The sequence below is a fragment of the Bradyrhizobium sp. Leo114 genome (genome assembly GCF_055229415.2).
In genome coordinates this window covers 29,049-40,557 of record NZ_JBUYEN020000044.1, presented here as the reverse complement: position 1 = coordinate 40,557, position 11,509 = coordinate 29,049, and the positions used below count along the sequence as shown (strand labels likewise).

At 65.6% G+C, this 11,509-nt stretch carries 11 protein-coding genes; 10 read left to right on the top strand and 1 reads right to left on the bottom strand.

The window, feature by feature from the left end; all coding sequences use genetic code 11:
* The first annotated feature begins 1 nt into the window (after position 1).
* The 10 genes from ACZIRK_RS35665 to ACZIRK_RS35620 all read left to right on the top strand — a co-directional run bounded on the left by ACZIRK_RS35665 (position 2) and on the right by ACZIRK_RS35620 (position 10,272).
* Positions 2-382: a hypothetical protein gene (locus ACZIRK_RS35665; protein ID WP_028166651.1), complete on the top strand. Its 381-nt coding sequence runs from the start codon at positions 2-4 to the stop codon at positions 380-382.
* Positions 383-494: 112 nt separating this feature from the next.
* On the top strand, positions 495-1,247 hold the full coding sequence (gene recO / locus ACZIRK_RS35660) for a DNA repair protein RecO (protein WP_130229104.1): 753 nt from the start codon (positions 495-497) through the stop codon (positions 1,245-1,247).
* Positions 1,248-1,379: 132 nt separating this feature from the next.
* Positions 1,380-1,961, top strand: a complete 582-nt coding sequence (locus ACZIRK_RS35655; RefSeq protein ID WP_035691373.1) for a hypothetical protein — start codon at positions 1,380-1,382, stop codon at positions 1,959-1,961.
* Between the two features lie 22 nt (positions 1,962-1,983).
* The gene (locus ACZIRK_RS35650; protein ID WP_474419080.1) at positions 1,984-3,534 is read left to right on the top strand and encodes an ABC transporter ATP-binding protein; all 1,551 of its coding nucleotides are present in this window, start codon (positions 1,984-1,986) and stop codon (positions 3,532-3,534) included.
* On the top strand, positions 3,521-4,204 hold the full coding sequence (locus tag ACZIRK_RS35645; RefSeq protein WP_165435623.1) for an energy-coupling factor transporter transmembrane component T family protein: 684 nt from the start codon (positions 3,521-3,523) through the stop codon (positions 4,202-4,204). Before ACZIRK_RS35650 ends, ACZIRK_RS35645 begins: the two co-directional genes overlap by 14 nt.
* The gene (locus ACZIRK_RS35640; RefSeq protein WP_130230997.1) at positions 4,201-4,830 is read left to right on the top strand and encodes a phosphoribosyltransferase family protein; all 630 of its coding nucleotides are present in this window, start codon (positions 4,201-4,203) and stop codon (positions 4,828-4,830) included. The genes ACZIRK_RS35645 and ACZIRK_RS35640 overlap by 4 nt, the downstream gene beginning before the upstream one ends.
* A gap of 77 nt (positions 4,831-4,907) precedes the next feature.
* Entirely contained in the window at positions 4,908-7,160 is a 2,253-nt protein-coding gene (parC, locus tag ACZIRK_RS35635; RefSeq protein ID WP_130230995.1) for a DNA topoisomerase IV subunit A, read from the top strand.
* A 136-nt stretch (positions 7,161-7,296) separates the two neighbouring features.
* On the top strand, positions 7,297-8,226 hold the full coding sequence (locus ACZIRK_RS35630; RefSeq protein WP_130230993.1) for a cation diffusion facilitator family transporter: 930 nt from the start codon (positions 7,297-7,299) through the stop codon (positions 8,224-8,226).
* A 154-nt stretch (positions 8,227-8,380) separates the two neighbouring features.
* Entirely contained in the window at positions 8,381-9,346 is a 966-nt protein-coding gene (dmeF, locus tag ACZIRK_RS35625) for a CDF family Co(II)/Ni(II) efflux transporter DmeF (protein ID WP_130230991.1), read from the top strand.
* 95 nt (positions 9,347-9,441) lie between these two features.
* Positions 9,442-10,272, top strand: a complete 831-nt coding sequence (locus tag ACZIRK_RS35620) for an N-acyl homoserine lactonase family protein (RefSeq protein ID WP_474419079.1) — start codon at positions 9,442-9,444, stop codon at positions 10,270-10,272.
* A gap of 21 nt (positions 10,273-10,293) precedes the next feature.
* Here ACZIRK_RS35620 and ACZIRK_RS35615 read toward each other — a convergent pair whose 3' ends face one another.
* Positions 10,294-11,454 carry an MFS transporter gene (locus tag ACZIRK_RS35615; protein ID WP_474419078.1) on the bottom strand — a complete coding sequence of 387 codons (1,161 nt, stop codon included), beginning with the start codon at positions 11,452-11,454 and terminating at the stop codon, positions 10,294-10,296.
* Positions 11,455-11,509 lie beyond the last annotated feature (55 nt).

Below are 11,509 nucleotides of genomic sequence, written 5' to 3'. Positions count from 1 at the left end.
GATGAAAGTACCCAGAAACGTGCTTCTGTTCGAGGTGCTGCTGTATCTGTCGCTGACGCTGGACGCGCTGTCGGTGGCGTTCCAGGACCGCACCCCGGGTGGCGAGATGACCGAGCAGATGATCACGGTCGTCACCTGGCTGCAGGCCGGCCTGATCCTGCTCCTGGTCTACTTCGTTTACCTGGCGGCACAGCACCGCAAGAACTGGCCGCGCTGGGTGCTGGCGGCGGTGCTGTTGCTGTCGGTGATCTCGCTGTTGCAGGTGATCGGCACCACCGGCATCCAGCTCGACAGCGGCGTCGAGGTGATCTCCTGCGCGCTGACGGCCGCCGGGCTCTATTTCTCCTTCACCGGCGACGCCCACGGCTGGTTCAACGCGTAGGGCCGAGTGGTGCGTAGGGTGGGCAAAGCGAAGCGTGCCCACCACCTCTTGCACCGATCGTGAATGGTGGGCGCGCTACGCTTTGCCCACCCTACATGCTACTCTCCGCGTCATGGAATGGTCCGACGAAGGCATCGTGCTCGGGGTGCGGCGGCATGGCGAATCTTCCGCCATTGTCGAGCTCCTGACGCGCGAGCACGGCCGCCATCTCGGCCTGGTGCGCGGCGGGGCCAGCGCGCGGATGCGGCCGCTGCTGCAGCCCGGCAACAGCGTCACCGCGATGTGGCGGGCGCGGCTCGACGAGCATCTCGGCTATTACCAGCTCGACGGTACGCGGCTGCGCGCGGCGAACCTGCTGGCGTCGTCGCATGCCGTTTATGGCATCACCCATCTGGCTTCGCTGGCGCGGCTGTTGCCGGAACGCGATCCGCACCAGGACATCTACGAGATGCTGGAGCGGACGCTGGATGATTTCGAGGATGCCGGCGGCGCCGCGATCCATCTCATCCGCTTCGAGCTGGCGATGCTGACCGAACTCGGCTTCGGGCTCGACCTCTCGAACTGCGCGGCGACGGGCGCGACCTCCGAACTGGTCTACGTCTCGCCGAAATCGGGCGGCGCAGTCTCGCGCGCCGCCGGCGAGCCCTGGCGCGATCGCCTGATGCGGCTGCCGCCGTTCCTGCGCGAGGACGATGACGGCGCCGGCACCTGCTCGGACCAGGACCTGCTCGATGGCTTTGCGCTCACCGGCCGCTTCCTCCTGCGCAATGTGCTGGAGCCGCGCGGGCAGGGGCACTCCGACGCGAGGGAAGGCTTCATCAATGCGGTGGTGCGCCGTCGGGCCCGGATCACTGCCCCGCCCTGACGGCAATGCGCGCCGAAATTGCCAACCCACACATGGTGGTTCTATTGCGTGCAACCCTCGGCCCGTTCCATGCCGCATGGCCCGAAACTTGCCTGAAAAATCTCAGGGCAAACTCATGACGGGGAGCATGCAATGAGTACGCAAATCACCTACAGCGAATCCGATTCGGTCGGTTTCTTTCCTATCGTCCTTGCGGTCGTCTGCGGCGTGGCGACGGGCGTGTTGTGGGCCTACGCCAATCCGATCCAGCTTGTGCCCGGCGTGATCCAGTGGCGCATCTTCGCGTTCCTGCCGCCGTTGATCGGGCTGCTGCTCGGGCCGAAGAGCGGGTTCATCTGCGGCTATATCGGCACCATCGTCTGGTCGCTGCTCGCCGGCACCTTCATTCCCGCGCATTCGCTCATCGTGGACGGCATCATGGTCGGGCTCACCGGCGCCGTACCGCCGATGCTGGTCAATCTGCGCAAGACCAATTTCGACCTGTCGATGCCGGTGCTGCTCAAGATCGCGGTGATCTGCGCGGTGGTCGGCATCATCATGGTGGCGGCGGTGTCGGCGAGTCTGGCGGTGCTCGGCATTTTCCCGTTCTGGTATGCGATGCTCTATATCGGCCTGTCGGACATCGTGCCGATGGTGATCGGAACGCCGCTGCTGGTACGTCCCGGCGCCAGGCTGCTTGCCGGCATCAGCCGGGGCACGCTGCACCGGTTCTGACCGCCTTGGGGAGCGCTACTTGATGCTTGATCTGCGTGGAGTAAGCGTCGGCTTTCGGGCCGACGCTCACGTGCTGTCCGATATCAATCTCCGTCTCGAAGCCGGCAGCACCACGATCGTGACGGGGGCGGGCGGTTCGGGAAAATCGACGCTGCTTGCGGTCGCGGCCGGTCTCATTCCGAAGCTGATCCGGCCGCAGCGCATGGAGGGCGCGGTGTCGCTCGACGGCACCGATCTCGGCGCGATTGCGGGCAGCGAGTTGTTTCGCCGCGTTGGCCTCGTGCTGCAATCGGTCGAGGACCAGGTCTGGGATCTTTCGGTCGAAGACCTGATCGCTTTTCCGCTGGAGAACCGAGGCGTGGCGCAGGCGGAAATCCGCGCGCGCGTCGGCGCCGTGATCGCGCAGATGAACATTGGGCGGCTGATCGGTCGCACCGTGCGCACGCTTTCGGGTGGCGAACGCCGGATCGCGGCGCTTGCCTCGGCGCTGGTCTGGCAACCGGACGTGCTGATCCTGGATGAGCCGACCAGCGGACTCGATCCCGATGCGCGGCTGCGCATGATCGGCATCCTGCGCGAGCTTAGGAAAACGAAGCTGACGCTGTTGATCGCCGAGCAGGATCTCGCCTGGTTCGATGGCGTGGCCGATCGTGTGGTGTTCTTGAAGGAGGGCGGCATCATCGACGATCTGTCCTGGCAGGCGGCCGTTCGCGCGACCACGCCGTATGCGGTCGCCGGCATCGAGCCGCCCTTTGCGGCGCCGGCGCCGCGGGCCGTGGTGCGGCCGGCACAGTCGGGCCCGGCGCTCTCGGTCCGGCAGCTTTCGAGCACGCTGCGCCGTCCGAACGGCGAGCCGGTGCTGCGGTCGATTGAGCTCTCGCTCGGAAAAGGCGAGGTAGCGGGGCTGATCGGCAGCAACGGCGCCGGCAAGACCACGCTGATGCGTACGCTGCTCGGCCTGCAGAAGGCGGCCGGCGGCGCGACCGAGATCGGCGGCCGCGATAGCGCCGGCTGGACCATCGCGCAGCGGGCGCGCGAGATCGGTTATGTCGCGCAGAATTTGCGGCGGATGTTCTTCCTGCTCTCGGTCGTGGAGGAGGTCGTGTTCTCGCTGTCCGGCGGCGATGCCGGCGCCAAGGCCGTTGCTGCGCATCGCGAACGGGCGATCGAACTTTTGCAGGGCGTCGGTCTCGCCGACCGCGCCGAGCTTTCGCCATTCGCGCTGTCGGCGCGCGAGCAGTTGATGCTGGCGCTGGTCTGCATCGAGGCGACGGCGCCGTCGGTCGTGATCCTGGATGAGCCGCTGATCGCCTGCGACAGCGTCTCACGTGCCGGCGTGCTGGCCTTCCTCGACCGCTGCCGCGCACGGGGTTGTGCGGCGCTGCTGGTCTCGCACGACCTGCAGCTTGTCGACCGCGCCACCGACCGCGTACTGATCCTGGAGGATGGCCGGCTGGCCTTCGACGGGACGACCGAGGCGGCCTGGTCCTCGGACGTATTTGCGCGTCGCGGCTGGCCGCGCCCGGACCAGAACGTCACAACATCAGGAGGAGGCCAGCGTGCATCGGCTTGATCGCATCAACCCGTTCGTCAAATTGCTGGCGGCGCTGGTGCTGTCATCGCTCGGCTGGGTCGCCGGCAGCGCGGTGACGGCTGGCGTGATCGCCGCGGTCGTGCTGGCGGCCGTGATCGCCTGCCGGCTGCCGCAAACCAGAGGCTATCTCAAACTGATGGCGCTGGTCGGCGGCCTGGTGACGCTGAGCTGGACCTTGAGTTTCGTCTGGAACGGGACGCCGCTCGCCGCGGCGATCGATGATGCGCTGCGCATGGCCTTCCGCCTGATCGCCACCACCGGCAGTTTCTTCGTCGCGATCGAGACTACGTCGGCCGGCACGCTGCTTGCGGCCTGCAGCCGGCTGCGCTTGCCGGGCTCGTTGACGCTGGTGCTGGTGCTCGTGATCGGCATGATCCCGCTGATGCGCGAGGAGTTCCAGAGCATCGGCGAGACCCAGCGGGCGCGCGGCCTCGAACTCGACCGCGGGCCCTTGCCGCGGCGCGTCCTCTATGCGCTGGCGCGCGGCGTGCCGCTGATGGTGCAGACGTTCCGCATGGCCGAGACGATCGCGCTGGCGCTGTCGATCTACGGCTTCGATCCGAAGATGGCGCGCACGAGCTGGCGCGACATCGGCTGGCTCACCATCCAGACCGACTTTCCTTTGACAAATCCGGGCAGGACCACATGAGCGCACTCACCCCCGCCACCTATACTGTCGACATCGGCGGCGAGCCGACGGAGCTGCCGCTCGTCGCCATCAACGAGCGCCTGGCGATTTCGCTTCTGATGGTGATCGACATGGGCGTCGGCTTCGGTGAGCGCATCGGAAAGGCGCTGGCCGCGCGGCTGAAGGGGAAGGAGCCGGACATCGTGGTCGGCGCGGCGACGCTCGGCATTCCCGTCGCCATCGAGGTCTCGCGCCATCTCGGGCTCGACCAATATGTCATCGTGCAGAAATCGCCGAAGATTCATTTGGGCGACGCGTTGGTCGAGTATGTGCAATCGGTGACCTCATCCGGCTCGCAGCGGCTGCTGCTCGACCGCCGGGCGATCCCGCTGCTGAAGGGCCGGCGGGTCGTCGTGGTCGATGACGTCGTGGCGACCGGCTCGAGCCTGGCTGCGACCTTGAAGCTGGTGCGGCAGGCCGGCGCCGAGGTCGCCGGCGTCGGCGTGATCCTGACCGAGGGGCACGAGTGGAAGAAGGTGCTGGGCGCCGATGCCGATCTCGTGACCGGGCTCGGCCATATCCCGCAATTCAACATCACCAATGGCCATGCCACGCCGAACCCGGCGACCCTGGCGGGTGCAGGCTGAAAAATCGGGCTTTTTCTGCGGGGTATGGTGCCGAATCGATTCTTGCCCGATTCGCCCGGAGCGGTTAACCCGTCGGCATGGGAAAAGCACTGATTCCGCCGGAACCGCCGGAGATCCACGAGGTACCGCTGCGCGATGCGCTGGAAGAGCGCTATCTCGCTTACGCGCTATCGACCATTATGCATCGTGCGCTGCCGGACGCCCGCGACGGGCTGAAGCCGGTGCACCGGCGCATCCTTTACGGGATGCGGCTGCTGCGCCTCGATCCGGGCTCGCCGTTCAAGAAATCGGCAAAGATTGTCGGCGACGTGATGGGCTCGTTCCATCCGCATGGCGACCAGGCGATCTACGACGCCATGGTGCGCCTCGCGCAGGATTTCTCCTCGCGCTACCCGCTGGTCGACGGCCAGGGCAATTTCGGCAATATCGACGGCGATAACCCCGCCGCCTACCGCTACACCGAAGCGCGCATGACCGATGTCGCGCGGCTGCTGCTCGAGGGCATCGACGAGGACGGCGTCGAGTTCCGCGCCAACTATGACGGCCAGTCGAAGGAGCCGGTGGTTCTGCCCGGCGGCTTCCCGAACCTGCTCGCCAACGGTTCTCAGGGCATCGCGGTCGGCATGGCGACCTCGATCCCGCCGCACAATGCCGCCGAGCTCTGCGACGCGGCACTGCACCTGATCGAGAAGCCCGACGCCAAGTCGAAGGCGCTCTTGCGATGGGTGAAGGGCCCGGATTTCCCGACCGGCGGCATCATCATCGATTCCAAGGAAGCGATCACCGAGGCCTACAGCACCGGCCGCGGCTCGTTCCGCACGCGTGCGCGCTGGAAGCAGGAAGAGGGTGCGCGCGCCACCTGGGTGATCGTGGTCACTGAGATCCCGTGGCTGGTGCAGAAATCGCGCCTGGTCGAGAAGATCTCCGAGCTCATCGACCAGAAGAAATTGCCACTGGTCGGCGAGGTCAGGGACGAGTCGGCGGATGACGTTCGGCTGGTGATCGAGCCGAAGTCGCGCAATGTCGATCCCGAACTGATGATGGAGTCGCTGTTCCGGCTGACCGAGCTGGAAAGCAAGATTTCGCTGAACCTCAACGTGCTGGTGAAGGGGAAAATCCCCAAGGTGGTCGGCCTCGCCGAGTGCCTTCGCGAATGGCTCGACCACCTGCGCGATGTGCTGGTGCGCCGCTCGAATTATCGCAAGGGTCAGATCGAGAACCGGCTGGAGATCCTCGGCGGCTACCTCATCGCCTATCTGAACATCGACAAGGTGATCAAGATCATCCGCACCGAGGACGAGCCGAAGCCGGTGCTGATGAAGACGTTCAAGCTCACCGAGGTCCAGGCCGACGCCATCCTTAACATGCGCCTGCGCTCCTTGCGCCGGCTCGAGGAGATGGAGATCCGCACCGAGGACAAGGACCTCCGCAAGGAATTGAAGGGCATCGAACAGCTGCTCCGCTCCGAGACCGAGCAATGGGCCAAGGTCGGCGAGCAGGTGAAGAAGGTCCGCGACATGTTCGGGCCGAAGACGCCGCTCGGCAAGCGCCGCACCACCTTTGCGGATGCGCCCGAGCATGATCTCGCCGCGATCGAGGAGGCCTTCGTCGAGCGCGAGCCGGTCACCGTCGTGATCTCCGAGAAGGGCTGGGTGCGCACGCTCAAGGGCCATGTCGCCGACCTCTCGGGCCTTGCCTTCAAGACCGACGACAAGCTCGATCACGCCTTCTTCGCCGAGACCACCTCGAAGCTCCTGCTGTTCGCCACCAACGGGAAATTCTACTCGCTCGATGTGGCGAAGCTGCCGGGCGGTCGCGGCCATGGCGAGCCGATCCGCATGTTCATCGACATGGAGCAGGATGCGGCGATCGTGTCGCTGTTCGTCAACAAGGGCGGCCGCAAATTCCTGGTCGCCAGCAGTGAAGGACAGGGCTTCGTCGTCAACGAGGACGACTGCGTCGGCACCACCCGCAAGGGCAAGCAGGTGCTGAACGTCGACATGCCGAACGAGGCGCGCGCGCTCGCAACCGTCGCAGGCGACACCGTCGCGGTGATCGGGACCAATCACAAGATGGTGCTGTTCCCGCTCGATCAGGTGCCGGAAATGGCCCGCGGCCGCGGCGTGCGGTTGCAGAAATACACCAGCGCCTCGCTGTCCGACGTCGCGGTGTTCGATTCCAAGGCGGGCCTGACCTGGAAGGATTCCGCGGGCCGCGAGCACGGCATGAGCATCAAGGAGCTCGCCGACTGGCGCGGCAACCGCGCCGACGCCGGCCGCCTCGCGCACGGCCTGCCGAAGTCGAACAAGTTCAACCGCGGCGTGGAGTAGTTACGTAGGGCGGATTAGGCGCAAGCCGTAATCCGCCATCTTGCCGCGAAGCGGCGGATTACGCCTTCGGCTAATCCGCCCTACGCTTTCCGCGCCGTAATAGTATTCGCAAATCGACGCGCTATAAATTCTTCCCATGGCGCATCATCATCACGATCACTCCCATGCGCATGATCATGCCGGGCACAGCCATGCCCCGGATGATTTCGGCCGGGCCTTTGCCATTGGCGCGTCGCTCAACACCGCCTTCGTGATCGCCGAGCTGGTGTTCGGCTATGCCGCCAATTCGCTGGCGCTGATCTCCGATGCCGTCCACAATCTCTCGGACGTGTTCTCGCTGCTGCTGGCATGGGGGGCGGCGTGGCTTGCGGGGAGGCGGCCGACGGAGAGGCATACTTACGGCTATCGCCGCGCCTCGATCCTCGCCGCATTGTTCAATGCCGGGCTCCTGCTGGTCGCGGTCGGCGGCATCGCGGTGGAGGCGGTCAACCGGCTGCGCGCGCCGGCCGAGGTGGCGAGCTGGACAGTGGTCTGGGTCGCGGCGCTCGGGATTCTCGTCAACGGCTTCACGGCACTATTGTTCATGCGCGGGCGGCACGGCGACCTCAACATTCGCGGCGCTTATCTCCACATGGCGGCGGATGCCGGCGTCTCGTTCGGCGTCGTCATCGCCGCGCTGCTGATCATGTCGACGGGATGGCTATGGATTGACCCGGCGATCAGCCTCATCATCGCCTTCGTCGTGCTGGTCAGCGGCTGGGGTCTGATGCGCGACAGCGTCAACCTCGCGCTCGACGCGGTGCCGCGCGGTATCGAGCTCGTCGAGGTGAGGGAGTTTTTGCGCACGCTCGACGGCGTCTCCGAGGTCCACGATCTGCACATCTGGGCCATGAGCACCAACGAGACGGCGCTGACCGCGCACCTGGTCCGGCCCGGCGGACATGACGATGCCTTCCTGCATCACGTCTGCGCGCAGCTCTCGCACCGCTTCAAGATCCATCATGCGACGCTGCAGGTCGAGGCCGACGGTGCCGCCTGCAAGCTGGCGCCGGAGGAATTAGTCTAGAGCTTCGGTTCTGACTGAATCAGAACCGAAGCTCTAGATTCTTATTTTGACGTGTTTTCTTCACGCGAACCGGTGTCCACTTCGCTTGAAAACGCTCTAACGGCCGTCCGTCGCAATCGCTATATTCGACGAGCGGACTATCCGGAGATGAACCATGCACTCGCATTCGATCGAACAGTGGACCCACGATCACGTCTTCCTGGGCGCGACCCACGCCCATAACGAACGGCGCACCTGGCTCGTGGTGGCCTTGACCACGGTCATGATGATCGGGGAGATCGCGGCAGGTTGGTGGTCCGGCTCGATGGCGCTGCTCGCCGACGGCTGGCACATGGGAACGCATGCGGCGGCGCTGGGCATTGCCGGGCTGGCCTATCTGTTCGCGCGGCGGCAAGTGGGCAACGCGCGCTTCAGTTTCGGCACCGGCAAGTTCGGCGATCTCGCCGCCTTTGCCAGCGCGATCATTCTGGCGATGATCGCTACGCAGATCGCCTGGGAAAGCGTGGACCGGCTGTTCCATCCGGTGTCCATTGCCTACGGGGAAGCGATCTCGGTTGCCGTGCTCGGACTTGCCGTCAACCTCATCAGCGCCTGGCTGCTCCGCGACGACCACGACCATCATCACGGTCATGGCCATTCTCATGACCATGACGACGACGATCATCATCACCACCACCACGACAACAATCTTCGCGCGGCTTACGTCCACGTGATGGCGGATGCCGCAACCTCCATCCTCGCCATTGCGGCGCTGCTGGTTGCGATGTCCGCGGGATGGGTCTGGGCCGATCCGGTAGTCGGGATCATCGGCAGCGCTGTGATCGCGAGCTGGGCCTTTGGCCTGATCAAGGCGTCAGGCGCGATCCTGCTCGACGTCAGCGCCGACAAGAAGCTCGAGGCGGTCATTCGCGACCGGCTCGAGACCAAGGGCGACCGCATCACCGATCTGCATCTGTGGCAGGTCGGTCCCGGCCATCGCGCGGCGGTGATCTCGGTTGTCTCCGACCATCCGCTGCCGCCCGCGACCTACAAGCGCCGTCTCAGCGGTCTGCACGGTCTCAGCCATGTCACGATCGAGGTCGAGACCTGTCCGCATCACGAGCCGGCGCACGCGGCTTGAGAGATCAAAAGACCGTCAGCGGTGACGATTGCCGCCGGCGATGACGTAATATTCCTTCCTCGAACGCTGGGGGCGATTAGTCGAGGGAGCGGAACGTGAAGACAACAATCGGTGTTGCGGTGGCGCTGCTGTTGGTTGCGGCGGCTGCGGGTCCTGCGCGCGCCCAATCGGAAAAGCCGGGCGTCGAGAAGCTCTATATCCTCAATTGCGGCGAGGGCGTTGCGGGCGACATCTCGCGCTGGTCGCCCGGTGTCAACGAAGGCAAGTCGATGGATTTCGTCGACAACTGCTATCTGATCAAGCACGCGCAAGGGTGGTTCCTGTGGGACACCGGCATTCCCGACGCGGTGGCGAGCATGCCGGACGGGCTCGTGCCGTCGGATACGAAAGCGGTGATCTGGCGGCGTCCCAAGACGCTGGCCGCGCAGTTCGACCAGATCGGCGTGAAGCCGTCCGACATCAAGGCGATGGCGGTCTCGCATACCCATCCGGACCACATCGGCAATGTGGAGATGTTCCCGACCGCGATGCTCTATGTGCAGAAAGCCGAATATGACTGGCCCGGCGCCAACAACCAGCCGCGCTTCAAGGCGGAGCATCCGGTGACCAAGCTGGACGGCGACCGGGATGTGTTTGGTGATGGCAATGTGGTGATCCTGTCGACGCCCGGGCACACGCCGGGCCACCAGTCGCTGTTGGTGAAACTGCCGAAGACCGGGGCGGTCGTACTTTCCGGCGACGCCGTCCACTTCAGGGACAACTGGGATAACCGCCGGGTGCCGTCGATGAATGCCAGCAAGGAGCAGACGACGGCCTCGATGCAGAAGATCGCGGAGACGCTCACGAAAGAGAAGGCGCAACTCTGGATCAATCACGACAAGGCCCAGCGCGATAGCCTGAAGATGGCACCGGCGTTTTATGAGTGATGGGGCAGATGGAATGGCTGCCTATTGCGGTGCTGGCTTGTTGTCGCGCACCAGGAGCAGCGCCCCCAATGCCGCGAGACTGAGTGCGGAGGAGACGATCAGGATGCCGCTGCCCATGCGTTCGAGCAACAGCCCGAACAGCAGCGGGGCCGCCGCCTGCGCCATCCGGGCCGGGGCGCCGATGATGCCGAGGCGGTAGGCGTAGTTCTGCGAGCCGAAGATCGCGAGCGGCAATGTGCCGCGCGAAATGGTCAGGATGCCGTTGCCGGCGCCGTGGCAAAGCGCGAAGACGCTTGCCGCGCCGCCGCCGGCGATCGCCACGATCGCGGCGCCGATCGGGTGGCCGAGACAGGCCAATTCGGTCGAGAGCAGCGGATGGTAGCGGCTGAGCAGCCACGCCTCGACCACGCGCGCGCCGACCTGCGCCGGCCCGATCAGGGCGCCGGCGGCAATTGCCTGCACCGGGGTCGCGCCGGCCGCTTCCAGGATGCGTGGGAAGTGCGCCGCCATCGCGCCGGTGACGGTCCAGGCGGTCGCGAACGCAAACGCCAGCAGGACCATCGGCCGGTCGATCGGGATATGCGGCTTCACCGCATTGGCGGCCGCGGCCTTGGCGCCGGGGATCGGCGGCAGCATCAGCCAGTTGAGCGGCAGGCCGATCAAGAGATGCGCCGCCGCCCAGGCAAAGCAGGTGTTGCGCCAGCCGATCGTCTCAAGCCCCAGCGCGCTCAGCGGCCAGCCGACGGTGGAGGCAAAGCCCGCCATCAGCGTGATGCCGGTGATCGGGCGCCGCGCCGCCTCGCCATAGATGCGTCCGAGCGCGCCGAAAGCGGCATCATAGAGGCCGTATCCCATGCCGATCCCAAGGAAAAGCCATGCGAGCAGCAGCAGAGGAATCGATTGCGTGAGGCCGAGCAGCACCAGTCCTGCGGCCAGCGTCAGATTGGAGATCGACAGCACGGACCTGCCGCCGACCAGGTCGATCTGGCGGCCGATCCGCGGGCCAAGGAGCGCCGAGAGCACGAGCGAGGCGGAGAAGGCGGCGAAGATCCAGTTGGGGCCGATGCCGAGATCTCTGGCGATGGGATCGGCGAGCACCGCGGGCAGGTAGTAGCTCGAGGCCCAGGCCAGGGTCTGGGTGGTGCCGAGCGCCAGAATGATCGGAAGCTGCCGGGCGCTCATCGGACCGTCGCGTTTCTGTCTTGCCTCGTTATTCCCAGCATTTGCCGCTGTCACG

Bases quoted from the DNA above. Each gene is read 5' to 3' on its own strand.
- ACZIRK_RS35665 (WP_028166651.1), top strand. From the start codon at position 2: ATGAAAGTACCCAGAAACGTGCTTCTGTTCGAGGTGCTGCTGTATCTG.
- ACZIRK_RS35640 (WP_130230997.1), top strand. From the start codon at position 4,201: ATGAGCGCACTCACCCCCGCCACCTATACTGTCGACATCGGCGGCGAG.
- ACZIRK_RS35630 (WP_130230993.1), top strand. From the start codon at position 7,297: ATGGCGCATCATCATCACGATCACTCCCATGCGCATGATCATGCCGGG.
- dmeF (WP_130230991.1), top strand. From the start codon at position 8,381: ATGCACTCGCATTCGATCGAACAGTGGACCCACGATCACGTCTTCCTG.
- recO (WP_130229104.1), top strand. From the start codon at position 495: ATGGAATGGTCCGACGAAGGCATCGTGCTCGGGGTGCGGCGGCATGGC.
- ACZIRK_RS35650 (WP_474419080.1), top strand. From the start codon at position 1,984: ATGCTTGATCTGCGTGGAGTAAGCGTCGGCTTTCGGGCCGACGCTCAC.
- ACZIRK_RS35655 (WP_035691373.1), top strand. From the start codon at position 1,380: ATGAGTACGCAAATCACCTACAGCGAATCCGATTCGGTCGGTTTCTTT.
- ACZIRK_RS35615 (WP_474419078.1), bottom strand. From the start codon at position 11,454: ATGAGCGCCCGGCAGCTTCCGATCATTCTGGCGCTCGGCACCACCCAG.
- parC (WP_130230995.1), top strand. From the start codon at position 4,908: ATGGGAAAAGCACTGATTCCGCCGGAACCGCCGGAGATCCACGAGGTA.